A 22,915-nucleotide genomic window follows, 5' to 3' on the forward strand; every position below is an offset into this window, starting at 1 on the left:
ACTAATTTGAGGAGTGAACTTGAAATGAAAAAATATTGGATTATCCCGACTGTATTTGCGGGAATATTTGTTGGCTATCTTTTCGCTCAAAAGGATTTAACAGGCTCAGCAGAAAAATCAAATGCTATTACAGCACAGGAAGCTAAAAATATCGCCTTAAAGCAATTTGATGGTCAAATTATTGATTTTGATTATGACAATGACGATAATATCCCACATTATGAAATCGAAATCAAAACAGCGACGGAAAAGCTAGAACTTGAAGTAAACGCGAAAACAGGCTCATTAACTGTTGTTGAGCGTGAAACATTAAATACAATAAAACAACAAACTAGTAAAGCTTCTGCAAATATAATGACAAAGCAGCAGGCAATGGATATTGCGCTAAAGCAAGCTTCTGGTAACGTCACAAAAGCGAAGCTAGACGATGGTGTTTATGAAATTATCGTTCGTGATGGTAGCATCGCAAACGAATTTAATATTGATGCACAAACAGGTGCAATTTTAAATCATACGAAATGGGATAATAAAAACATTTCTTATAAAAATGACAATGATGATTATTCGTATGCTAAGCCAGGCAACTTGATTTCATCAGAGCAAGCTATTGCGATTGCACAAAAGCAAGCATCCGGTCGCGTAATAAAAACTAAGCTCGATAAAGATGATGGTCTGTACGTATATGAAATCGAAATTAGAGATGGTCATATTGAGCATGAGTTCGAAATTGATGCTCAAACTGGGAAAATTTTAGAATATAGCATTGATGATTAACATTTCATATTAAAGGAGCTGTCGGGAGGGTTTTACCTTCCTGATAGCTCCTTTTTAAAAATTCGTTCTTCTATAGAATTTGAAGTTCTTTTGTTAGTTTCTGAATTGCATCCATTCATAGCGAGGTACCATCCATGTACGGAAATGATGTGTTGTATCTTCATTGTAGAAATAATACACATGTTCTATATATCAATTACGCCTCGGCGTAATTGTGTCGGGATTTTGAATTGTACTTGGACGATTGACTCCTTTCAAAATCCCTGACATCCGCCGGAGGCTTTAACTTCTTTCAGCGAGTGTTTGGCACCCGTTGAAATCGGTCTTATACTTGCATTCATCTCGCCGGAAGGCTTCTGCTGAAAGACGTTAAAACCTTCCTTTGCGCCGCTCTGATTTTTGTCAAAATATTTATATAATCAACCTTTTCATCCTCAGTCAATTCATCAAAACACTTTATATGTCTTTTAGAGGCTACTATAATTAATCCTTTTATTGGATACGCGACATCTTGATGAGCATGAAAATATGCTGTTTCAATTACAGTTCCTCCATCTGGCTTAACGTCCCCGCTTGTTAATGCGCAGCTTAAACATTCGACTTCAACTATTTTTCCATTTGATAAAGTAATCTTCTTCATCGGCATTTCCCTTCCTACTGCAATTGAGCTGAATTTTTCTATAAATACAAAACAGGGCAGTCGGGAAATGCAGGTGTTCCCTGCTTTCTCGACCGCCCTTTTCATTTTATTTTAAATTATAGAATGTATCTAAGCCTAAATATTGTGCAGTTGCATCTAGTTGGTCTTCGATGCGTAGTAATTGGTTGTATTTTGCTACGCGGTCTGTACGAGATGGTGCACCTGTTTTAATTTGACCAGCGTTAGTTGCAACAGCGATGTCTGCAATTGTTGCATCCTCTGATTCACCAGAACGGTGAGAGATAACTGCTGTGTAGCCTGCGCGTTTTGCCATTTCGATTGCGTCGAATGTTTCTGTTAACGTACCGATTTGGTTTACTTTAATTAAAATAGAGTTGCCTACGCCTTCCTCGATACCGCGAGAAAGCTTTTCTGTGTTCGTTACGAATAAATCGTCCCCTACTAGCTGTACACGGTTGCCGATGCGCTCTGTTAATAATTTATGACCAGCCCAGTCGTTTTCGTCTAAGCCGTCCTCGATTGAGATGATTGGGTATTTTGCTGTTAATTCCTCGTACCAGTCAACCATTTCTTCCGATGTTTTAACGACGCCTTCTCCATCCAAGTGATATTTGCCGTCTTCTTTATTGAATAGCTCTGAAGAGGCAACGTCCATTGCTAGGCGCACTTCTTCACCCGGCTTGTAGCCTGCTTTTTCAATAGCTTCTAAAATAACTGTAATTGCTTCTTCGTTTGAGCCTAAGTTTGGAGCGAAGCCTCCTTCGTCACCAACAGCCGTATTATAACCTTTTGCTTTTAATACCGCTTTTAAGCTATGGAAGATTTCAGTGCCGATGCGCAGTGCATGTGTGAAAGACTCTGCACCGACAGGCATTACCATGAATTCCTGAATATCTACGTTGTTATCTGCGTGCGCCCCACCGTTTAAAATATTCATCATCGGTACTGGTAATTGTTTCGCGTTGAAGCCGCCTAAGTATTGGTATAATGGCATATCTAAATAGTTTGCTGCTGCATGAGCAACCGCCATCGATACACCTAAAATAGCGTTAGCGCCTAGTTTCCCTTTGTTTGCTGTACCATCAAGCTCGATTAATGCTTTGTCTACTACTACTTGGTCTAATACAGAGAAATTGTCCTCTAATGCTTCCGCAATAATTGTATTGACGTTTTCAACCGCTTTTAGTACACCTTTACCTAAGTAGCGTGTTGTGTCGCCGTCGCGTAATTCAACTGCCTCATGTTCACCAGTTGATGCACCAGATGGCACGATTGCACGACCAAATGCACCTGATTCTGTAAATACTTCTACCTCAACCGTTGGATTACCGCGTGAATCTAATACTTCGCGAGCATAAACTTGTGTAATAAATGGCATGTTTCATTCTCCTTTTTGGATAAACTTATTTTGTTGTCATCATTAATGACTTCCCTGTCATTTCAACTGGTTGCTCCACTTCGAGAAGCGCTAGCATTGTTGGCGCAAGGTCTGCTAAAATGCCGTTTTGCTCAAGCACTATATCTCTCTGTGTCACAATGACTGGAACAGGATTTGTTGTATGAGCTGTCATCGGTAAATCATTCAGTGTAATTACCTCGTCTGAATTACCGTGGTCAGCCGTAATAATTGCTGCGCCACCTTTTGCAAGAATTGCATCAACAATTTTACCCAGGCATTCATCAACTGCTTCAATTGCCTTTATTGTTGGCTCTAGCAAGCCGCTATGTCCAACCATATCCGGATTTGCAAAGTTTAATAGGATAGCATCGAAGCGCTCCTCTTCTATTGCGGAAAGCAGGGCATCTGTTACTTCATATGCGCTCATCTCTGGCTTTAAGTCATATGTTGCTACTTTCGGAGAAGCAATTAAAATACGCTCCTCGCCAGGGAATTTGTCCTCACGTCCACCGCTCATGAAAAATGTTACATGTGGATATTTTTCAGTTTCAGCGATGCGAAGCTGCGTTAAGCCATTTGCTGCAATAACTTCCCCTACAGTATTCACTAAATTATCGTTTTCATAAGCAACGAGTGCATTCACCTCATCACTATAATGTGTGAATGATACGAACATCACATTTTCAGGATGCTTTTCTGATTGCTCAAATCCGTTAAATGCTGGATTTGTAAATACTGTCGAAAGCTGAATTGCACGGTCTGGTCGGAAGTTGAAAAAGATAATCGCATCATTCGTATCAACTGTCGCAGTCGGTTGCCCTTCTTTCGTAATGACAAACGGCACAACAAATTCATCAACAACTTCACGCGTATAGGAAGACGAAACACCCTCCTTTGCAGTTGCCGCTGTTTGACCAACACCGTCTACTAATGCTTTATAGGATAGTTCCACACGTTCCCAGCGCTTATCGCGGTCCATCGCATAATAGCGACCGTGGATTGTTGCAAATGAACCGATGCCGATTTCAGCCATTTGCTTTTCTGTTTCCTCAATATATTCTAACGCAGTCGTTGGACCAACATCACGTCCGTCTAAAAAGCCGTGCACGTATACATCCTCGGCTCCATTTGCCTTCGCTAAATTGAGCAATGCAAAAAGATGCTCATAATGGCTGTGTACACCCCCATCGGATAAAAGTCCCATTAAGTGTAGCTTTGAGCCATGCTTTTTCACATGTTCTACCGCTTGCAAAAGTGCCTCATTGCGGAAAAAATCACCTTCACGGATAGACTTATTAATACGTGTTAAGCTTTGATAAACGATTCGACCTGCACCGATGTTTAAATGTCCAACCTCTGAATTACCCATTTGACCATCTGGCAGGCCTACCGCCTCACCACTTGCTGTTAATGTCGTATGCGGATAGACGTTCCAGTAACGGTCAAAGTTTGGTTTGTTTGCCTGCGCCACTGCGTTTCCTTTTACTTCGTCACGTAGCGCAAAGCCGTCTAAAATAATTAATGCTACTGGCTTTTTAGGCATTTGCCCCCGCCTCCAATAATTTTAAATATGATTCGGGCTGTAAGCTTGCGCCTCCAACTAATGCACCATCGATATGTTCCTTAGAAAGTAGCTCGACAATATTATCTGGTTTTACAGAGCCACCGTATTGAATGCGAATTGCCTCCGCTACGTTGTTTCCATATAGCTCCTCTACAACTGCGCGAATAGCACCACATGTCTCATTGGCATCATCAGCAGTTGCTGTTTTCCCAGTACCAATTGCCCAAATTGGCTCATAGGCAATAACCATATGTGCCACTTCTTCGCCTGTAAAGCCATGCAATGCCGCACGAATTTGTGCTGACACTTTCGCTGTCGTTTGCCCCGCTTCACGCTCCTCTAGCGTTTCACCACAGCAAATAATTGGTACAATGCTATGCTCTAGAGCTGCACGCGCCTTTTTATTAACTGCTTCGTCTGTTTCATTAAACATTTCACGGCGCTCTGAGTGACCTAAAATTACATAGTCCACACCTACACTCGCTAGCTGTGCTGGGCTTATTTCCCCTGTAAATGCACCTTCATTTTCAAAGTGCATATTTTGTGCGCCAATTGCTAGCTCTGACTCAGCCTGAATTTGCACAAGTATTGGCAAATAAAGAGCCGGTGCACAAACGACTGCGTCCACTTTATCACTTGATGGAATTTTATCTTGTAGTGCTTCTACAAATTCAACTGCTTCATCAAATGTTTTATACATTTTCCAGTTTCCTGCAATAATTGGTTTACGCATCTTTTTGCCTCCAATAAATAAGTTATTTTATTTATCATTTAACGCGACGATACCTGGAAGTTCCTTACCTTCCATCAACTCTAAGCTTGCACCGCCACCTGTTGAAATATGATTCATCTGGCTTGCTACTTCGAATTTTTCAACAGCTGCTGCCGAATCGCCGCCACCAATTACAGTGTAGCCCTCTGTTGCAGCCATTGCGTTTGCAACTGTTTTTGTACCGTTTGCGAATTTTTCCATTTCGAATACGCCCATTGGCCCATTCCAAATAATTAGTTTTGAATTTGCAATAACATCTGCGTAGCTTGCCGCTGTTTTTGGTCCAATATCAAGTCCCATCCAGCCTGCTGGAATTGCATCAATATCTACTACCTGAGTAGCTGCATCCTTTGAAAATGCATCTGCTACAACAGCATCAATCGGCATATGTAATTGCACGCCTTTTTCCTTCGCCTTATCAATAAAGCTTTTCGCTAGCTCGATTTTATCTTCTTCTAGTAAAGAGTTTCCGATATCATGCCCTAGAGCTTTAATAAATGTAAACGATAGACCGCCACCAATAATTAAGTGGTCTACTTTTTCTAATAAATTTTCGATTACACCGATTTTATCCTTTACCTTCGCACCGCCGATAATTGCTGTAAATGGACGCTCTGGATTCGATAAAGCCTTCCCTAAGACATCCAGTTCCTTTTCCATTAGAAAACCTGATACTGCAGGGATATATTTAGCAATCCCTTCTGTCGTTGCGTGTGCACGGTGCGCTGCACCAAATGCGTCATTTACATAAACATCAGCTAGTTTAGCAAAGCTTTGTGCCAACTCTGGGTCGTTCTTCTCCTCGCCTTTATGGAAGCGAACATTTTCTAATAATACGATATCGCCCTCTTGCATTTTAGCAATCGCCGCTTCTACCGTTTCACCGATTGATTCGTCTAATTTTGTTACAGGACGCTCAATTAATTGTGCTAGGCGTGTTCCTACTGCTGTTAGACGCATTTCCTCATTTATTTCACCTTTAGGGCGACCTAAATGCGATGCTAAAATTACTTTTGCACCTTGCTCAACTAAATATTGAATTGTCGGCAATGCCGCGCGAATACGCGTATCATCTGTAATGCGACTATCTTCCATAGGCACGTTAAAATCAACACGTACAAAGACACGCTTCCCTTTTATATTAATATCCTTCATCGTCTTTTTACTCAACATAAAAAAGCTCCCTTCAACTTTTAGCGCACTTAGTTTTATAGTAGCAAAAGTTACATTCAATGTCTTGCCATTTACGAACTAAATATGAACGAAAAATGAAAATTCGGCTAGCGTCCAAAAAGCCGTGCAGTTGCCGGCATTTTGAACGCTGGCAGGTAGTGTTTTGGTAAAATGTTTGCTCATTAAAATAAAGAGGGCTTTCTTTTAATACAGTGCCGAAACAATTGTACCTGTCACTAAGCTATTAGTACAAAAAAACACCTGCAGTAGTCACAATCAATTACGCCGAGGCGTAATTGCGTCCAGATTTTTTTCGAGCAAGCTCGAAAAAAATCTGTGACATCCGCGGGAGGCTTTATCATGATTCAGCAGGTGTTTGAACACCCACTGAATAAAAGGCAAGATAAGCATTCCTCTCGCCACCTATGGAAATGGGAGTTTTCTGCTGAATCATGATAAATTGTTATTATCCTCGTCGCAAAAGGGCCGTCTCAAAATGATTTTTCAGACGACCCCTTTCTTCTTGTTGACTCAGGCTATATTATTTTTTGAAACCTTTGCTTGCTACATATAGTGCAAGATCTAATAAACGTGCAGAGTAACCACTTTCGTTATCATACCATGAAATAACTTTTACTAGTTTATTTTCTAGCACCATTGTAGATAGTCCGTCGATTGTTGAAGAGCTTACGTTGCCATTGTAATCAGTTGATACTAATGGTAGCTCATTGTAATCTAAAATACCTTTTAATTCGCCTTCTGCTGCTTCTTTTAATGCTGCATTTACTTCTTCAACTGTTACGTCTTTTTTTAATGTTGCAACTAAGTCTACACAAGATACGTTTGGTGTTGGTACACGCATTGAGAAGCCATCTAATTTACCTTTTAACTGAGGTAATACTTTTGATACTGCTACTGCTGCACCCGTTGTAGTTGGAATCATTGATAACGCACCAGCACGCGCACGACGTAAGTCAGGGTGTGGTAAGTCAAGAATGCGTTGGTCATTTGTATAAGAGTGGATTGTTGTCATTAATCCGCGCTCGATACCAAATTTTTCGTCTAATACTTTTGCCAATGGTGCAAGACAGTTTGTTGTACAAGAAGCATTCGATAATACATCATCTGTTTCTGGATTGTAATCTTCGTGGTTTACACCCATTACATATGTTGGTACATCACCTTTTGCCGGAGCTGAAAGAATCGCTTTTTTCGCACCTGCTTGTAAATGATAGCTTAACTTTTCTTTATTGTTAAAAATACCTGTACATTCAAGTACAATGTCTACACCTAATTCGCCCCAAGGTAATTGTGTTGGGTCTTTTTCTGCATATACTTTAATTTCTGTACCGTTAACAGTGAAAGAATTTTCCCCTGCTTTCACATCAGCATCATAGATACCGTGTACTGAGTCATACTTTAATAAGTGTGCAAGCTGACCAGCATCTGTTAAGTCGTTGATTGCAACTACTTCCACTTCACTGTTATTCATTGCTTCACGAAACACTTTGCGTCCAATACGTCCGAATCCATTAATTGCTAATTTTACTGCCATGTGAAATTCCTCCAAAAATTTATTTATAAGAGCTTATTTGCCCATTATAGATTTTCTAAAATTGCATTTGCTGCACTTTCATCGGTAATGAAAATTGTATTTTTTACTGCATTTTTAAAATATGCCTGTACCGATTTTGCCTTACTTGCTCCCGCTGCAATTGCGATAATTAAATCACTTTGCTGCACTTGTTCTAGCTGAATTCCGATTGTGCGAATATGGTGCACAATTTGCCCTTGTTCGTCGAAATAATAGCCAAATGCTTCACCAATCGCGCCTTTGTTCAGCAATAATTGTTTGTCTTGTTCTGTACTTTGCCTGCGGTCAGCCATTTCCATTGCATCACCTATGCCATGAATTACGATATTAATATTGTCGTAAAGTTCAATCATTTCCTTAACAATTGGTTCATCTTTCATAGCACTGTATGCTTGTTCGCTTAAATGCTCTGGTAAAAATAGCGTGCGATACGTTGCGTGACACCGCTCAGCAAATTGTGAAACGAGCGTGTTCGCTTGCATTGTCATTTCATCACCAATCCCACCTCGTGCAGCAATAAATTGTGCACTTTGCAAAGCTTTAGAAGGTTGTAGATATGGCCCAATCGAGCCAACTGAGCTACCTCCTGTCACCGCTATTTTGCAGTTCGGCTGTGCTTTTTGCATAACAAGTGTTGCAGCCTCTTTTCCTATTAAAGAATAAGTGCTCACATCTTGCTCAATATCACTTGGGACGATAATAACTTTGCTAATTTGAAGCGCAGTCTGAAGCTGTTGCTCTTTTTTGGAAATACCCATTAACTCGTTAAACAATGTTTTTAATTGCTCTAAAACGGTATACCCAAGTTCTGTGCAAACCATGCCTTTGACCTGAATTTGAATTAATTGCTGGTCATTTAAAATTTGCGTCTCTTTACGAACATCGCGTTCTGTAAGCTGTAAAATATCAGCTAAAGCTCTTCTTCCGATAGGGCTTTGTAATGCAATTGCCTGCAATAATCGAAAGCGCTTCGTCAGCAAATCATCCATTTCCGGCACCAATTTGCGCTGCATTTCATATAAAGAATTACCGTTCAACAACATCACCTTCCATAAAGTGAAGCCTCAATCAATTGTTGCTTAATATAAGTAGGTATATCTTCGGGTCATTTTTTGTCCCGCCAATAAAAAATCGTCCCACTTAGAGTAAAAAAAATTACCTTTCGACTATATTATATACACATCTATATTTTTTAGCAAATTATTTTGTCTAAAGATTTCGAATCAATTATAATAAGACTACTTGAAGCACCGTTACTCGTGCAGTGCTTCAAACAGTGTTACATAATCAAGCTGACCGTATTGAAGAATCTGCTCATCACAAGTAACAACTGGAATCATCAGCATATACTTCTCATGTAGTGCCTCGTTTTCTTCAATGTTAATAACAGTGAGCTCAAATGCACAATCCTCTTGTACAAGCTTTAGTGTCAGCAAGCCTTCCTCACATAACTGACAATCAGGTCTTAAGTAAAAATTAACTGTTTTCATTTGCATCCCTCTTTCAATTCACTATGTATAAAATAACACAAGTTAGGCAACCTATAAAATGTACGACATTTCGATAGGAGGAAAAATTAATGACAGGTGATTTTCAACAGCAACAGCAGGAACAAGCAATGGGACCACTTTCGACAAATCATGGCGGACATGAATTATTTGATGTGCATGAAGTTTTAAGCGCAATGATTGGTGGTTTAAATCAATGCGTTTTGCTGCGTGACCATGTGCAAGACCCAGAGCTACTTTCTATTATGGACAAGCAATATGCTTTTATGCTCGATGAATATAATATTACTGTCGAAGCATACAAAACGGGGCACGACCCACAGCATCCTACACGCACATACAATATGCAAACAGGAAATGATTTCAAATATGGTATCACACCAGGTGAACCAAAAAAACCAATGCAAGCTGCTAACGAGCTAGATGATGCTATCATCGCTGGCTGCTTATTAAGCGTTCATAAAGTTGGTGCTACAGGCAAAACAAAGGCTGCACTCGAAACGTGTAACCCTGTGTTACGCCGTGTCCTACAGGATTCTGTACCAAACTGTATTGAAATGGCCTATGAAATATCTATTTATCAAAACAAAAAAGGCAATTATCAAGTGCCTCAATTGTCAGGCCCTGATATGCAAGCGATGCTTAATATGTATGGTCAAGGTCAAATGGCAAAAAACATGCCAAACTAAAAGAGCGTCCCACAAGCAGTGCTTTCGCCTGCTTGTGGGACGTTTTTTGAGGATGCTTTTTAAAAGATATGCTTATGGAAATAAAGAAGACTATCTTTAATAGTGAGAGTAACAGTGTTTCTTCTAAGTGAAGATGGGCGAATTAGGATTTTTCGATAAAAAAGCAATGGCTCTTACATATACCATGAAAATTTGCTTTTCACCTTCACTCGAAAAAATCTGTGACATCTGCTGGAGGCCTTATCATGATTCAGCAGGTATTTGAACACCTACTGAATCAGGATTCATCTTGCGCCTGTGGAGGTGGGAGTTTCCTGCTGAATCGTGATAAAATCTTCTTGCGTTTCTCCCTGTGTGAACCCTTTGAAGAAACATTAACAAAAGCGTCCAAAACGCCGGCAATCGCACGGCTTTTTTGGACGCCTCTATTATTTCACTTGGTTGCGCTCAATAATTTCATCAATTAAGCCGTATGCTTTTGCTTGCTCAGCCGTCATGAAGTTATCGCGGTCTGTATCGCGAGAAATTGTTGCATAATCTTGACCTGTTTTCTCAGCCATAATTGTGTTTAATTTTTCACGTAAGTGTAAAATACGTTTTGCGGCAATTTCAATTTCAGTTGCTTGCCCTTGTGCACCGCCAAGTGGTTGGTGAATCATTACTTCTGCGTTTGGTAATGCCATACGTTTCCCTGGCTCACCAGCAGCTAATAAAAACGCCCCCATCGACGCAGCCATACCGATACAAATTGTTTGTACTTTCGGTTTAATGAAGTTCATTGTATCGTAAATAGCCATACCTGCTGTAATTGAACCACCAGGAGAGTTAATGTATAAAGAAATATCTTTATCTGGGTCTTCTGCCTCTAAAAATAATAACTGCGCTACAATTGAGTTTGCTACATTATCATCAATTGCACTGCCTAATAAAATAATACGGTCTTTTAGTAAGCGTGAATAAATATCGTAAGCTCGCTCACCACGGTTTGTTTGTTCAATAACTGTAGGAATTAAATTCATTGAAAAATCCTCCTTTATAAAAGGTAAATTCATATGCTCATTGTTGAAAAGCTAAGCTCCTTCAACTGTATTCTTATCATACACGCAATAGTCAAGAAAGGTCAAATATAAACTCCGAAAATTTATCTTGAAATATTCAGCTGTCGTTTGTATAATTGAAAAGTCGTTAATTTTTGCATATACGACGATTTTATCACCATTCAGAGCTTTGCACAATTTTTGCACTTGTCCTCGTGGTGTAATGGATAACACTGAAGATTCCGGTTCTTCCGCTGGGGGTTCGATTCCCTCCGAGGGCACCATTTTACTGTTTCAATATAATATTTTGTATAGCAAGACCTGATTTATGAGCCAATTAGTTTAGCAGCCTAATTGACTCATAAGAGGGAGTTGATGGATAAAGGCGATATCACACTGTACCGATTGAGCCTTATCCACCTCTCTTTAAACTACTTATGACAGACTTATTTAATTCATGACAACTATCATTTGAATATAAATTAGCGAGCAATAGAGGTTTATCGGTTTTATGAATAAAGAAAAGGGACGGGGCTGTCCGAAAAGTGCACATCTTTTCGGACAGCCTCATTCTTTCTCGCTAAAAAACGGTCAGTTGGCAAATGCAATCTGACCGCAACAATATTTCCTTATTTTTTTAAAAAGATTTCATAAAGATTTGCATTTGGGTAATAGAGCGACCCAAATTCCTCATAACCATTCTTTTTATAAAATGCAGGTCCTTGAAAATCAAAAGTTTCAAGACGAATGACCTCGCAACCAAAATCATATAAATCCGCTTCAATTGCTTTTAAAAGCACTGTCCCGATTCCTTTATGACGATAATTTTCATCAACCCACAATGTATCAATATAGCCAATTTTATAGTAGGAAGAATAACCAAATACACCACCGATTATTTTGCCATCGTCCTCCACTACATGCTTAAAAGAAATGAACTCTTTTTCTTGTAATAGCGGCTTTTTTCGTAAATTATATTTCGTTAATTCCTCCTCAACAAATTGAACTTCTTCATTTGATGCTTCTCTACATTTATACATATTTTTTCTCCTACTTACAGTTGCTTAGTCTTCTTGCTCAATAAATTCCGTCAGTGCGGCAACTGCTTTTTCTGCGTCTTCACCAGTAGCTATTAGGGTTACTTGTGTGCCTCTCGCAATTGCCAAACTCATAATTCCCATAATCGATTTGGCATTTACTTTTTTATTGTCCTTTTGTAAAAAGACATCAGATTTATAGCGATTTGCTTGCTGTACAAAAAGCGCTGCCTGCCTAGCCTGCAATCCTGATTTTAATTTGACTTCTACTTGATTTTCAGTCATTCCCTTTTCTCCCTTTCCATTACCGCTCATCTATTATTGTAACCTTATCTTATCGAATTGATAGGAAAAGAACAATGTATACGCATCGTATTTTGTATTCGTTTTCAAAATTTTTCTACTATTAGCTTAAATTTTTTCTCCGCGTCTAATTGCCTCTGCAATTTCATCGATTTTACGTAAACGATGGTTGACACCTGACTTACTTACAACACCCGTCGATACCATTTCGCCTAGCTCCTTCAATGTCACATCTTGATACTCTACACGCAGACGTGCAATTTCACGCAGCTTTTCAGGCAGTTGATCAAGCCCAATGGCATTATCAATATAACGTATATTTTCAACTTGGCGCAATGCAGCACCAATCGTTTTATTCAAATTCGCTGTTTCACAATTCACAATGCGATTTACACTGTTGCGCATATCCCTTAAAATTCGTACATCTTCAAATTTCAACATTGCTTGATGTGCGCCTACTAGGCTTAAGAAATCAGAAATTTTTTCTGCTTCTTTTAAATAAGTTACAAAGCCTTTTTTTCGCTCAATCGTTTTGGCATTTAGCTGGAACGTATTCATTAGCTCCGCCAATGCTTCGCCATGCTCTTTATATAGCGAATAAATTTCCAAATGGTAGGAGGATGTTTCAGGATTATTAACAGAACCCCCTGCTAAAAAAGCGCCACGCAAATACGCTCTCTTATGATTATTTTTTTGAACAAGTGATTCAGCAATTGTATGGTTAAATTGAAATTCATCCGAAATAATTTGCAAATCTGTTAACAATTCACGAGCACCTTCACGCACCCGGCAAATATACACATTATTTTTCTTTAAGCGCATTTTTTTACGAACAAGTAGCTCTACATTATATGGATAAAGCTTTTTAACAATCGTATAAAGTCTTCTGGCAATTGCAGCATTTTCTGTCTGGACATCTAAGCTAAGTTGGCGATTTGTAAATGATAATGAGCCATTCATTCGAATGAGTGCAGAAACTTCCGCCTTTAAGTTCATATCATCCGCCTCTATTTGTGTCAGCTCTTTTTTTGTTTCTGATGCAAACGACATCGATGTCTCCCCCTTTCTTTACAAGGAATAAAGTCCCGCTATTAGCATTTCTTTTTTCGCTGCTTTTGTTCGCTACATTCTTCTAGCCACTGTGCTACATTCAGTGCATGGTGACGTACAGTATTGTTTTTAATGAGCGCAATTTCCTTTTGAATTACTTCAATTCCCATTTTTTCGATACGTTCAATATCTACAGCAACCGGCTTAGCATTTTCAGTTTGATAGCTATCAATAACAGGTTGCGGCATTATAAAATCATTGACTAGCACCTTTTGAATAAATGGTGTTTTCATATGCGCATGAATGGCTTCAATATGGTCTGCTACACTATAGTTTAGCGTTTCACCTTTTTGTGTCATTAAATTGCAAATGTATATTTTCTCAGCTTTGGAACGAATAACAGCAGTCCCTAATTCTTCAACTAATAAATTGGGAATAATGCTCGTATATAGGCTACCTGGGCCAATTAAAATATAGTCTGCGCTATGTATCGCACGAATAGCTGCCGGTAAAGGAGCTACATCGCCCGGGGATAAAAAAACTCGCTTGATTGCTGATTGAGCTTGCGGTATACGCGACTCTCCCTCAATATAGGTTCCGTCAACTAGCTCCGCATGCAGCGTGACTTTTTTATTAGAGGCAGGTAATACTTTGCCATGTACATTCAGCACTTTGCTTATTTCAGCAATGGCGTGGCTAAAATCACCTGTAATATCCGTTAGTGCTGTAAGCATTAAATTTCCTAATGAATGACCACCTAAATCGTCCGAGTTCGAAAAGCGATATTGAAACATCTTCTCAACTAACGGCTCTACATCGGAGAGCGCAGCAATTACATTGCGTATATCGCCTGGCGGTGGAATATCGTAGTCATCACGAAGGCGTCCTGAAGACCCACCATCATCTGCCACAGTTACGATAGCTGTAATATCAAAGGGCTTCTTTTTTAAGCCACGTATTACAGTGGAAAGCCCTGTTCCGCCACCGATGACTACGACTTTTTTATTGAGTTTTTCCATCCCATCAAGCCTTTCTACGTTTAATATCTCGGTGCGTCACAATTGTATGCTCCTTTTGACTAAGCAGCTTTCCAAAATATTCTGCTAATGTTACAGAGCGATGCTGACCACCTGTACAGCCAAATGCAATGACTAGCTGCGATTTACCTTCTTTTTTGTAGAGCGGAACCATGAATTGCAATAAATCCGTTAGCTTTACGATAAGTTGCTGTGTTTCTTCTGTCGCCAAAACATAGGAGGAAACCTCCGTTTGCAAACCTGTTTTTTGGCGGAGTTCTTCAACATAATAAGGATTTTTCAAAAATCGCACATCGAATACTAAGTCAGCATCAATCGGCATGCCATGTTTAAAGCCAAAGGACATGACATTTACTGAAAAAATTGGCTTATTAGAATGCGCAAATTTACTCGTAATAATCTCACGTAGCTCCCTTGGCTTTAGCGTCGATGTATTAATAACTGTTTTTGCCTGACTTTTAATTTCCTCAAGTAATTGACGCTCTAATTTAATCCCATCTAAAAGTAGACCTGCTGGCGCCAAAGGATGTGAGCGTCGCGTTTCTTTATAGCGTCTTACGAGTGCCTCATCATCGGCATCTAAGAATAAAATATTGCCCTGAATATCTTCCTGATTGGCTAGCTCATTCAGAACAGCCGATACTGATTCAAAAAACTGATACCCACGCAAATCCATTACAACAGCTATACGTGAAATTTTCCTCTCTGAATCACGCATTAATGCTAAAAATGTCGTCAAAAGTTCTGGTGGGATATTATCGACGCAATAAAAACCTAAATCTTCAAAGCTTTGCACCGCTACCGTCTTTCCAGCCCCAGACATCCCTGAAATAATTACTAGCTCCTGTGCATATGTTTGATTACTCATATCGACAGTTCTCCCTTCGCTTATTTACTCTTGTGAATTTTGTATTGTTTCACTTAATAGCTCAAATTGCTCTGTATACTCAAATGTCCCATATTGCATCCCTTTATTTGATGCAACAAACAACAAATTTGTTCGGTCTCCTTCAGCCATTGGTAAATGGTGCAATTGGTCAATATCGAACCAGCCAAGTATGCCTTCCCTCGTTTCCTCATAAGGTATACCTTCTATACCATGTGCGACAAAAGTGTAAAGCATCCACTCATTAACGATTTCTTGCTCCCGTTTAATCACCATCGTATAAACACCTTTTAAATGGACATTTTGCGGTGTTGCATTCGTTTCTTCTTGGAATTCACGAATAGCCGCTTCATAAATCGACTCACCACTTTCCATCTTGCCACCCGGCGCGACATACCAGCCGCGTCTTGGCTTTTGCAGTAACAATACCTTCCCATCTTGTATTGCTAGTAAATTGGCAATTCTTTGCATACATTTCACCCCAAATCAATTGCAATTATTTTATCATTCACCTTTTACTTCATTATACATTATCAATTACACCTTAGCGTAATTGTATCCAGATTTTTTCAAGCTATTTGGTGGAAGTTAACCTAAAACCGTCACGTCCTGTGACGACGGTTAACTGACCTGCATCATGCAGGCCTCCCTTCATAATCTGTGATATTTGCTGGAGATTTTTGCTGAAAGAAGTTTAACAGGGCGCTTAGCTAACAATACGCCTAATAATTTTTTGTGAGTAGTAAAGATTAAAGCACAAAAAGAGGTTGCTTCTGCAAATAAGCAGAAACAACCTAAACAAAAATTTCAAAAAGGGAGATTCACTAATAACCTTAGTATACCCTTTTATTGTTGCAAGAAAGTTACAGCATTATTAAAGTTCAATTAAAGATTATGTTTTTCCTTTAATTCTTCAACAAAATGCTGCGCTGATTGTGCAGCGATACTACCGTCTCCTGTCGCTGTTACGATTTGACGTAGCATTTTATCACGCACATCTCCAGCCGCAAAAATACCTGGCACAGCTGTTTCCATTTTTTCATTCGTTACAACATAGCCTGCTTCATTTAAAATATTTAAGTGTGTAAATGGTGCAGTTAACGGAACCATACCGATATAAACGAATACACCATCTATTTTTACATCCGTTTCAGTGCCATCTACCGTAGATGTTAATGTAACGCTACCTACTTTACCATTATCCTCATTAATTTCTTTTACGGTTGCATTCCAAATAAAATCTACCTTATCATTAGCAAATGCACGATCCTGTAGAATTTTTTGTGCGCGTAACTTATCACGGCGATGTACAATCGTTACTTTTTCTGCAAAGCGCGTTAAATAAACACCTTCTTCAACGGCAGAGTCTCCCCCACCAACAACGATTAAGTTCTTTTGTTTGAAGAATGCTCCGTCACATACTGCACAGTAGCTCACGCCACGTCCACCAAGCTCTTGCTCCCCCGGTACACCCATTTTTTTATATTCTGCACCCGTTGCAATAATAATAGAACGAGTTTTATATTCCTTCTTACCAGAAACAATCGTTTTATATTGTTCCCCGTCAGTAATTTCTGTAACATCCCCATAAGCATACTCTGCACCAAACTTTTTGGCATGCTCAAACATTTTTGTTGATAATTCTGGCCCTAAAATATGATCAAAACCTGGATAGTTTTCAACTTCCTCTGTGTTGGCCATTTGACCACCTGGAATACCGCGCTCAATCATTAACGTAGATAAGTTAGCACGAGATGCGTAAACCGCTGCTGTCATGCCCGCTGGCCCAGCACCAATAATGACTACATCATAAATTTTTTCCTCTGTCATCAAAAAATCCTCCTCAAAACTTGACTACTAGACTGCATTCATCGTATACAATTCAAAAGCTATATTCAAATAAAATGCCTATTCAAACTCAGTCGGTACAAATGCTAACAATTCATTAACATATTTCGTTAATGTCGCAACACTAATATTATAATTTTCGGCACAATTTTTTTTGGTAATATTGTCCCCCATTGCAGATTGCAGCATATAGTCTACTGCTGCGGCAATGGCGGCAGGATTTTTAAAGGAGTAGCTGGAGCGCAGTGCGAGCTCTCCAATTGAAAACCAAAGTTGCAATGCTGAAGTTGCAGTAAAATTCAGCTTGCCGTATACCTCTATTAATTTTTCAGCTACTTCTAAAAAGCGAATAAAGCTTTTTTCAGATTCTGTTGTCATTTGAAAATCATGTCCAAGCGAGTATGCTAAAGTCAGCTTTTCTACTTCATTGTACTTTTCAATATCAATCCATTTTGGGTGCGCAATAATTTCTTGCTTATGTGGCGAATGCTTTAATATAAAAAGCCCAAAAAGGCGGTCTGCTGGATATTTACTATTAATTTTCTCAATAATTAACTCGCGGTTTTTTTCTAATGATTGCTCCTCATCCGCTAATGAGCTCATATGCCATGGCTCAAGCCCTTCCTTTGCAGGATCTAAAACGAGCAAGGATTGCCAAGCAGCTTTCGCTATTTCCTCTTGCTGTGAAAAATAAGCGGATTGTGCTAGCCAATAATAAAAGCCGGGGTCGCCCTCATAGCCTCTTTTATGCATAGAGCGAAGCCATTTATAGGCTGTCTCATACTCACCAATTAAAGCTAAAGTAGCGCCTAGCTTATAACGATTTTCCCAATCATAGGGCTGAATTTTTTTGAGCAATGCTGTTAGCTTTTCAAGCTCAGCTTCAGCTCTTTCATAATAGGCAAAAACAGCCAAATTACATAGAGCGTGTAGATTGCCATGATTTTCACGTAGCACTTGGTTTAATAACGCGTGTGCTTGCTCTGCTTCCCCTACATAAAAATAGGCGAGTGAGAGGTTATTATAAGCCGGCCATGCGTCAGGAAATTTTTCTATGAGCTGCTCTAGCACTTCAATCGCTTTTGGAAATGCACCTTGCTCCATAAAACGTCGAGCTTTTTCCTGCCCAATTAATTTTTCTGCCTCTTGTTCATCGACATCTTCCGTGAGATTTTGCTCAAACTCCACAAAATCCAAAATTTCATATGCATCAAGCGCATACATACCTTCTGGCTCCTGCTCTAGGTATTGCTCTGCATATTTTTTAGCATCATGTATCAAGCCTAAACAGCCTGAAACATCTGCTAATAAAAAAAGGATTTCCGCATTGCTTGGTTCCAAGCTATGTGCTGTATGAATCAATTCGTAAGCATGCTCGTAATTTTGAGCCTCTATTTCTAATAAACCATATTGAGTTAAAACGCGTATATCGTCTGGGCTCAATTCCTCTGCACGCTTTAAATATTTATATGCTTTTTCAATTTGGTCCCTTTCCAGTGCCTTTATTGCTTTTTCATAATAATAATCACCTGTTGGCACAAAGGAGACGATATTTTCTTTTTTTTGTTCTTTATTTTCCAACAATATTTCCTCCGAAACAAGAAAAATAAGGAACGTAAATTACGTTCCTCATATAATATCTATTATTATAGCACAAACAATTTAATAGTCATTGATTTATCCATATCTGCACATAATTTTTGTTTTAGAAGGAAAATTTACAGCATAAGCTTATTGCTTCTTTTGATGCCTTTCCTCTAGCACCTTTAACACCTCATATATATCTACCTTCTGCTCCTGTAATAAAACGAGTAAGTGGTAAATTAAATCAGCAGCTTCCCACTTTACCTCTGCAGCATCGCGGTTTTTAGCAGCAATAACCACTTCCATCGCCTCTTCGCCAATTTTTTTGCCGATTTTATCAATGCCCTTGTCAAATAAATAGGTTGTATAGGCTCCCTCTGGCAATTCACTCTCTCGCTCTTTAATAAGCTCGCTTAGCTTGGACAGCATACTAACTGAGCCGACCTCTTCGTTTTTCACAATCGCTTCTGTAAAGCAAGAGTTTGTACCAGTGTGACATGCTGGACCTGCTGGTAGTACCTCTACAACTAAAGCATCGCGGTCACAATCTGCCATAATGGAAACGACCTTTTGCGTATTGCCACTTGTCGCCCCTTTATGCCATAGTTCATTGCGCGAGCGTGAAAAGAACCATGTTTCATTTGTTTCAATCGTTTTCGCTAAAGATTCCTCGTTCATGTAAGCAACCGTTAGCACTTCCTTTGTTTTTGCATGCTGAATGACAGCTGTTACTAAGCCTTTTTCATTAAATTTTACATCAATCATCGTACACAAACTCCTTTATTGTGCAAATACGCTTTAATGGCAGCTACACTCGTTTCTTTATAGTGGAAAATGGAGGCTGCTAATGCTGCATCCGCATCAGCCTTCTGTAATACTTCCACAAAATGCTCAGCATTGCCAGCACCGCCACTCGCTATAATAGGCACTGTTACAGCATCTCGAATTGCTTTCGTTAACGCTAAATCAAAGCCTGATTTTTCACCATCACGGTCCATGCTTGTCAATAAAATTTCTCCAGCTCCTAAGCGTACTGCCTCCTGTGCCCATTCAACTGCCTGCCACGAGGTTTTATTGCGCCCACCGTGCGTATAAACCATCCATGTATCATCTTCATCACAAAAACGCGCATCAATTGCCACAACGATGCATTGTGAACCAAAATAAGCTGCACCTTCCTGGATAAGCGCTGGTCGCTCCAATGCTGAAGTATTAATAGACACTTTATCTGCACCTGCTCGCAAAATGCGCTTCATATCATCCAATGTACGAATGCCTCCACCAACTGTAAAAGGAATCGCTAGCTTCGCCGCTGTTTGCCGCACGACATCCTCCATTGTAGCCCGCCCCTCATAGGAGGCTGAAATATCTAAAAAGACAAGCTCATCTGCCCCTTGCTCATCATAAAATGTCGCAAGCTCTACAGGGTCACCTGCATCGCGTAATGACTCAAATTGTACACCTTTCACAACACGCCCATCCTTTACATCTAAGCATGGAATAATTCGTTTTGTTAACATTTTTTTACCCCTTCCAACCATTGCTGCAATAAAAATAAGCCGAACTGTCCTGATTTTTCTGGATGAAATTGCATGCCGGTAAAGTTATTTTTCACTACAATACCCGGTACTTGCACATCGTAGTAATTAGCAAATGCCACAAGCTCCTTCTGCTTCATATCACTTACATAAAAAGAATGCACAAAATAAACGAAGCGTTCTTGCTGTAATGCAGTCAACCAGCTTGGCTTATAAACAAACTGTAAGTCATTCCAGCCCATATGTGGAATGCGCGGTATATTTGTAAACTTTGTAATGCGTCCTGAAAAAACACCGAGCCCTTTTGTCGCTGTTACTTCATCGCTTTCCTCAAATAACAATTGCATGCCTAGGCAAATGCCAAGCAAAGGCTTTGTAGTCGCTTGAATAAAGGAAGTCAGCCCAGCCTGCTGTAGTTTTTTCATCGCATCAGGAAATGCTCCAACCCCCGGTAGAATAAGCGCATCCATCAATTGCAATTGCTCTTTATTAGCGGTAATCATAACCTCTACCTCAAGCCGTTTTAACGCTTGCTCAACGCTAAATAAATTACCCATCCCATAATCGATTATGCCGATTTTCACGTTAGTAGCCCCTTCGTTGACGGCACACCCTTCACGCGCGAGTCAATTTGAATCGCATCGTCTAGCGCTCTTGCCAATGCCTTGAAAATCGCCTCTATAATATGGTGCGTATTATGCCCATAAGGTACGATGACATGGACATTCATGCGCGCCTCTAATGCAAATTTCCATAAAAACTCATGCACAAGCTCCGTATCAAATGTTCCTACTTTTTCGGTTAGTATCGGTGCTACTCGATACTCTAAGTGTGGACGGTTAGAGCAATCAACAATCACTTGTGCAAGCGCATCATCCATCGGTACAAAGGCATTGCCGTAGCGCTTAATCCCTTTTTTATCACCTAACGCCTCGCGTACTACCTGCCCTAAAACAATGCCGATATCCTCTGTTGTATGATGTGCATCGATATACGTATCACCGTCTGCTGTGATTGTGCCATCAAATAAGCCATGCTTTATAAATAAATCAAGCATATGGTCCATAAAAGGTACGCCTGTTGCGATTTTAGCTTGTCCTTCTCCATCTAAGTTTAATTCCACTGCAATTTTCGTTTCATTTGTGTTGCGTTCTATTTTTGCGTACCGCATGCTATACCTCTCCTTTTTTCCAGCCGCGCGCTTCTACCGCTCTGGCATGTCCCTCTAAGCCTTCTAATCTCGCAAGACGTGCAATTTTAGGCGCATTTTGTGCCCATGTCTTTTCACTATAATAAACAACGCTTGTGCGCTTAATAAAATCATCTACATTCAACCCACTTGCAAAACGTGCGGTGCTGTTTGTTGGTAGCACATGGTTTGTCCCTGCAAAATAATCACCAACAGGCTCTGAGCTATAACGCCCGATAAAAATCGCACCCGCATGCGTCACTTTTTGTGCATCTTCCTCTGCATTAGCTGTCATAATTTCTAAATGCTCTGGTGCTAAAGAATTGACAGCAGCAATCGCCATGTCCATCGTCTCTGCTATATAAATATGACCAAAGCGCTCAATTGCCTGACGCGCAATGCTTTCTCTTGGCAATATTGTCAACTGACGTTCGATTTCCACCGCAACCCTTTCTGCGAGCGATTCACATGTCGTAATTAAAATCGCGCATGCCAATACATCATGCTCCGCCTGTGATAATAAGTCGGCTGCTACCTCATCCGCATAGGCTGTTTCATCTGCTAATATCGCAATTTCGCTCGGTCCTGCAATCATATCAATTGCCACTTCACCAAACACCTCGCGCTTAGCTAGTGCCACATAAATATTACCGGGACCTGTAATTTTATCTACTGAGGCAATCGTCTCTGTTCCGTAAGCTAATGCAGCGATTGCTTGTGCACCACCTATTTTATACATTTCCGAAATACCTAAAATCGATGCGGCAACAAGCACTGCATCTGGTAATTTACCATCTTTACTAGCTGGGGAAGTAAGAACGATGCGCTTCACGCCTGCCACCTGTGCAGGAATAACATTCATTAATACCGATGAAGGATATGCTGCTGAGCCCCCTGGCACGTAAAGCCCTACTGCCTCCAATGGAATAATACGCTGTGCTAAATAAGAGTCATTCTCTAAAGGGAGCTTATAGCCTGTGCGGCGCTGCTCTTTATGGTAAAGACGGATATTATCCGCCGCCTCGACTAAATCTGCTAAAAGTGTTTTATCGAAATTTGCTACAGCCTCGTCGATTTCCTGCTGTGAAACGCGAAAATCATTTAGCATTACGCCGTCCCACTTTTCACTATATGCACGAACAGCAGCATCACCTTGTGTCTTCACATTTGCTAACACTTCACGCACTACTGCTAGCTGTTGCTCATTGCCCCCCTCTAATGGGCGCTTTAACGAAATATCATCTGTTAATGTTGTAATTTGCATGATTCAGC

General features: G+C 40.0%; 25 protein-coding genes and 1 tRNA gene. 4 read left to right on the top strand and 22 right to left on the bottom strand.

Features of this window, described 5'->3' with window-relative positions; genetic code table 11:
- Window positions 1-24: 24 nt before the first annotated feature.
- Window positions 25-774 (top strand): PepSY domain-containing protein, encoded by a 750-nt coding sequence (locus C9J36_RS11835; protein ID WP_107943266.1) that lies wholly within the window; start codon window positions 25-27, stop codon window positions 772-774.
- Between the two features lie 337 nt (window positions 775-1,111).
- Here the strand turns inward: C9J36_RS11835 and C9J36_RS11845 are convergent, their stop codons facing one another.
- The 8 genes from C9J36_RS11845 to C9J36_RS11880 all read right to left on the bottom strand — a co-directional run bounded on the left by C9J36_RS11845 (window position 1,112) and on the right by C9J36_RS11880 (window position 9,427).
- Window positions 1,112-1,414 (bottom strand): HIT family protein, encoded by a 303-nt coding sequence (locus C9J36_RS11845; protein WP_235616064.1) that lies wholly within the window; start codon window positions 1,412-1,414, stop codon window positions 1,112-1,114.
- A gap of 106 nt (window positions 1,415-1,520) precedes the next feature.
- A complete protein-coding gene (gene eno / locus C9J36_RS11850; protein WP_107943267.1) occupies window positions 1,521-2,813 on the bottom strand; it encodes a phosphopyruvate hydratase in 1,293 nt (430 codons plus the stop codon).
- A gap of 25 nt (window positions 2,814-2,838) precedes the next feature.
- Entirely contained in the window at window positions 2,839-4,377 is a 1,539-nt protein-coding gene (gene gpmI, locus C9J36_RS11855) for a 2,3-bisphosphoglycerate-independent phosphoglycerate mutase (RefSeq protein ID WP_107943268.1), read from the bottom strand.
- Entirely contained in the window at window positions 4,370-5,131 is a 762-nt protein-coding gene (tpiA, locus tag C9J36_RS11860) for a triose-phosphate isomerase (protein ID WP_107943269.1), read from the bottom strand. The genes gpmI and tpiA overlap by 8 nt, the downstream gene beginning before the upstream one ends.
- A gap of 27 nt (window positions 5,132-5,158) precedes the next feature.
- Window positions 5,159-6,340: a phosphoglycerate kinase gene (locus C9J36_RS11865; RefSeq protein WP_201261945.1), complete on the bottom strand. Its 1,182-nt coding sequence runs from the start codon at window positions 6,338-6,340 to the stop codon at window positions 5,159-5,161.
- A 544-nt stretch (window positions 6,341-6,884) separates the two neighbouring features.
- A complete protein-coding gene (gap, locus tag C9J36_RS11870) occupies window positions 6,885-7,898 on the bottom strand; it encodes a type I glyceraldehyde-3-phosphate dehydrogenase (protein ID WP_066167068.1) in 1,014 nt (337 codons plus the stop codon).
- A 44-nt stretch (window positions 7,899-7,942) separates the two neighbouring features.
- Window positions 7,943-8,974 (bottom strand): sugar-binding transcriptional regulator, encoded by a 1,032-nt coding sequence (locus tag C9J36_RS11875; RefSeq protein WP_430010635.1) that lies wholly within the window; start codon window positions 8,972-8,974, stop codon window positions 7,943-7,945.
- Window positions 8,975-9,190: 216 nt separating this feature from the next.
- Window positions 9,191-9,427 (bottom strand): glutaredoxin family protein, encoded by a 237-nt coding sequence (locus C9J36_RS11880; RefSeq protein WP_107943271.1) that lies wholly within the window; start codon window positions 9,425-9,427, stop codon window positions 9,191-9,193.
- Window positions 9,428-9,516: 89 nt separating this feature from the next.
- Here C9J36_RS11880 and C9J36_RS11885 point away from each other — a divergent pair, with 89 nt between their 5' ends.
- Together C9J36_RS11885 and C9J36_RS11890 are read left to right on the top strand one after the other, a co-directional pair.
- Window positions 9,517-10,134 (top strand): spore coat protein, encoded by a 618-nt coding sequence (locus C9J36_RS11885; RefSeq protein WP_201261942.1) that lies wholly within the window; start codon window positions 9,517-9,519, stop codon window positions 10,132-10,134.
- Between the two features lie 245 nt (window positions 10,135-10,379).
- Window positions 10,380-10,601, top strand: a complete 222-nt coding sequence (locus C9J36_RS11890) for a hypothetical protein (protein ID WP_066167083.1) — start codon at window positions 10,380-10,382, stop codon at window positions 10,599-10,601.
- Here C9J36_RS11890 and clpP read toward each other — a convergent pair.
- On the bottom strand, window positions 10,563-11,153 hold the full coding sequence (gene clpP, locus C9J36_RS11895; protein WP_066167087.1) for an ATP-dependent Clp endopeptidase proteolytic subunit ClpP: 591 nt from the start codon (window positions 11,151-11,153) through the stop codon (window positions 10,563-10,565). The two genes, C9J36_RS11890 and clpP, sit on opposite strands and share 39 nt — an antisense overlap.
- Before the next feature lie 227 nt (window positions 11,154-11,380).
- On the opposite strand from clpP, the gene C9J36_RS11900 reads away from it, so the two are divergent.
- Window positions 11,381-11,455, top strand: a tRNA-Arg gene (locus C9J36_RS11900).
- Between the two features lie 345 nt (window positions 11,456-11,800).
- On the opposite strand, the gene C9J36_RS11905 is transcribed toward C9J36_RS11900, so the two are convergent.
- The 13 genes from C9J36_RS11905 to hisD form a co-directional block, all read right to left on the bottom strand.
- On the bottom strand, window positions 11,801-12,211 hold the full coding sequence (locus C9J36_RS11905) for a GNAT family N-acetyltransferase (protein ID WP_107943272.1): 411 nt from the start codon (window positions 12,209-12,211) through the stop codon (window positions 11,801-11,803).
- Window positions 12,212-12,235: 24 nt separating this feature from the next.
- Complete coding sequence (locus tag C9J36_RS11910) at window positions 12,236-12,493, bottom strand: HPr family phosphocarrier protein (protein WP_107943273.1); 258 nt, start codon at window positions 12,491-12,493, stop codon at window positions 12,236-12,238.
- 126 nt (window positions 12,494-12,619) lie between these two features.
- Window positions 12,620-13,561: a DNA-binding protein WhiA gene (gene whiA, locus C9J36_RS11915; RefSeq protein ID WP_066167093.1), complete on the bottom strand. Its 942-nt coding sequence runs from the start codon at window positions 13,559-13,561 to the stop codon at window positions 12,620-12,622.
- 41 nt (window positions 13,562-13,602) lie between these two features.
- Complete coding sequence (locus C9J36_RS11920; protein ID WP_066167096.1) at window positions 13,603-14,580, bottom strand: gluconeogenesis factor YvcK family protein; 978 nt, start codon at window positions 14,578-14,580, stop codon at window positions 13,603-13,605.
- A 4-nt stretch (window positions 14,581-14,584) separates the two neighbouring features.
- Window positions 14,585-15,466 (bottom strand): RNase adapter RapZ, encoded by an 882-nt coding sequence (gene rapZ, locus C9J36_RS11925; protein ID WP_066167099.1) that lies wholly within the window; start codon window positions 15,464-15,466, stop codon window positions 14,585-14,587.
- A gap of 24 nt (window positions 15,467-15,490) precedes the next feature.
- Window positions 15,491-15,955, bottom strand: a complete 465-nt coding sequence (locus C9J36_RS11930) for an NUDIX hydrolase (RefSeq protein WP_066167102.1) — start codon at window positions 15,953-15,955, stop codon at window positions 15,491-15,493.
- Between the two features lie 414 nt (window positions 15,956-16,369).
- Window positions 16,370-17,314 carry a thioredoxin-disulfide reductase gene (gene trxB, locus C9J36_RS11935; protein ID WP_107943274.1) on the bottom strand — a complete coding sequence of 315 codons (945 nt, stop codon included), beginning with the start codon at window positions 17,312-17,314 and terminating at the stop codon, window positions 16,370-16,372.
- A gap of 78 nt (window positions 17,315-17,392) precedes the next feature.
- Window positions 17,393-18,913, bottom strand: coding sequence for a tetratricopeptide repeat protein (locus tag C9J36_RS11940; RefSeq protein ID WP_107943275.1), 1,521 nt, complete (start codon window positions 18,911-18,913; stop codon window positions 17,393-17,395).
- A 150-nt stretch (window positions 18,914-19,063) separates the two neighbouring features.
- Complete coding sequence (gene hisIE, locus C9J36_RS11945; protein ID WP_066167111.1) at window positions 19,064-19,681, bottom strand: bifunctional phosphoribosyl-AMP cyclohydrolase/phosphoribosyl-ATP diphosphatase HisIE; 618 nt, start codon at window positions 19,679-19,681, stop codon at window positions 19,064-19,066.
- Window positions 19,678-20,436, bottom strand: coding sequence for an imidazole glycerol phosphate synthase subunit HisF (gene hisF, locus C9J36_RS11950; RefSeq protein ID WP_066167114.1), 759 nt, complete (start codon window positions 20,434-20,436; stop codon window positions 19,678-19,680). Before hisF ends, hisIE begins: the two co-directional genes overlap by 4 nt.
- Window positions 20,430-21,038, bottom strand: a complete 609-nt coding sequence (hisH, locus tag C9J36_RS11955; protein ID WP_107943276.1) for an imidazole glycerol phosphate synthase subunit HisH — start codon at window positions 21,036-21,038, stop codon at window positions 20,430-20,432. The genes hisF and hisH overlap by 7 nt, the downstream gene beginning before the upstream one ends.
- Entirely contained in the window at window positions 21,035-21,625 is a 591-nt protein-coding gene (gene hisB / locus C9J36_RS11960; protein ID WP_107943277.1) for an imidazoleglycerol-phosphate dehydratase HisB, read from the bottom strand. The genes hisH and hisB overlap by 4 nt, the downstream gene beginning before the upstream one ends.
- A gap of 1 nt (window position 21,626) precedes the next feature.
- Window positions 21,627-22,907 carry a histidinol dehydrogenase gene (hisD, locus tag C9J36_RS11965; protein WP_107943278.1) on the bottom strand — a complete coding sequence of 427 codons (1,281 nt, stop codon included), beginning with the start codon at window positions 22,905-22,907 and terminating at the stop codon, window positions 21,627-21,629.
- Window positions 22,908-22,915: the final 8 nt, after the last annotated feature.

This window comes from Metasolibacillus fluoroglycofenilyticus (genome assembly GCF_003049645.1).
Taxonomy (GTDB): domain Bacteria; phylum Bacillota; class Bacilli; order Bacillales_A; family Planococcaceae; genus Metasolibacillus; species Metasolibacillus fluoroglycofenilyticus.

What these genes read in the sequence shown, in the direction of transcription:
- C9J36_RS11835 (WP_107943266.1), top strand. Translation starts at nt 25, where the DNA reads ATGAAAAAATATTGGATTATCCCGACTGTATTTGCGGGAATATTTGTT.
- C9J36_RS11845 (WP_235616064.1), bottom strand. Translation starts at nt 1,414, where the DNA reads ATGAAGAAGATTACTTTATCAAATGGAAAAATAGTTGAAGTCGAATGT.
- eno (WP_107943267.1), bottom strand. Translation starts at nt 2,813, where the DNA reads ATGCCATTTATTACACAAGTTTATGCTCGCGAAGTATTAGATTCACGC.
- gpmI (WP_107943268.1), bottom strand. Translation starts at nt 4,377, where the DNA reads ATGCCTAAAAAGCCAGTAGCATTAATTATTTTAGACGGCTTTGCGCTA.
- tpiA (WP_107943269.1), bottom strand. Translation starts at nt 5,131, where the DNA reads ATGCGTAAACCAATTATTGCAGGAAACTGGAAAATGTATAAAACATTT.
- gap (WP_066167068.1), bottom strand. Translation starts at nt 7,898, where the DNA reads ATGGCAGTAAAATTAGCAATTAATGGATTCGGACGTATTGGACGCAAA.
- C9J36_RS11880 (WP_107943271.1), bottom strand. Translation starts at nt 9,427, where the DNA reads ATGAAAACAGTTAATTTTTACTTAAGACCTGATTGTCAGTTATGTGAG.
- C9J36_RS11885 (WP_201261942.1), top strand. Translation starts at nt 9,517, where the DNA reads ATGACAGGTGATTTTCAACAGCAACAGCAGGAACAAGCAATGGGACCA.
- C9J36_RS11890 (WP_066167083.1), top strand. Translation starts at nt 10,380, where the DNA reads ATGATTCAGCAGGTATTTGAACACCTACTGAATCAGGATTCATCTTGC.
- clpP (WP_066167087.1), bottom strand. Translation starts at nt 11,153, where the DNA reads ATGAATTTAATTCCTACAGTTATTGAACAAACAAACCGTGGTGAGCGA.
- C9J36_RS11905 (WP_107943272.1), bottom strand. Translation starts at nt 12,211, where the DNA reads ATGTATAAATGTAGAGAAGCATCAAATGAAGAAGTTCAATTTGTTGAG.
- C9J36_RS11910 (WP_107943273.1), bottom strand. Translation starts at nt 12,493, where the DNA reads ATGACTGAAAATCAAGTAGAAGTCAAATTAAAATCAGGATTGCAGGCT.
- whiA (WP_066167093.1), bottom strand. Translation starts at nt 13,561, where the DNA reads ATGTCGTTTGCATCAGAAACAAAAAAAGAGCTGACACAAATAGAGGCG.
- C9J36_RS11920 (WP_066167096.1), bottom strand. Translation starts at nt 14,580, where the DNA reads ATGGAAAAACTCAATAAAAAAGTCGTAGTCATCGGTGGCGGAACAGGG.
- rapZ (WP_066167099.1), bottom strand. Translation starts at nt 15,466, where the DNA reads ATGAGTAATCAAACATATGCACAGGAGCTAGTAATTATTTCAGGGATG.
- C9J36_RS11930 (WP_066167102.1), bottom strand. Translation starts at nt 15,955, where the DNA reads ATGCAAAGAATTGCCAATTTACTAGCAATACAAGATGGGAAGGTATTG.
- trxB (WP_107943274.1), bottom strand. Translation starts at nt 17,314, where the DNA reads ATGACAGAGGAAAAAATTTATGATGTAGTCATTATTGGTGCTGGGCCA.
- hisIE (WP_066167111.1), bottom strand. Translation starts at nt 19,681, where the DNA reads ATGATTGATGTAAAATTTAATGAAAAAGGCTTAGTAACAGCTGTCATT.
- hisF (WP_066167114.1), bottom strand. Translation starts at nt 20,436, where the DNA reads ATGTTAACAAAACGAATTATTCCATGCTTAGATGTAAAGGATGGGCGT.
- hisB (WP_107943277.1), bottom strand. Translation starts at nt 21,625, where the DNA reads ATGCGGTACGCAAAAATAGAACGCAACACAAATGAAACGAAAATTGCA.
- hisD (WP_107943278.1), bottom strand. Translation starts at nt 22,907, where the DNA reads ATGCAAATTACAACATTAACAGATGATATTTCGTTAAAGCGCCCATTA.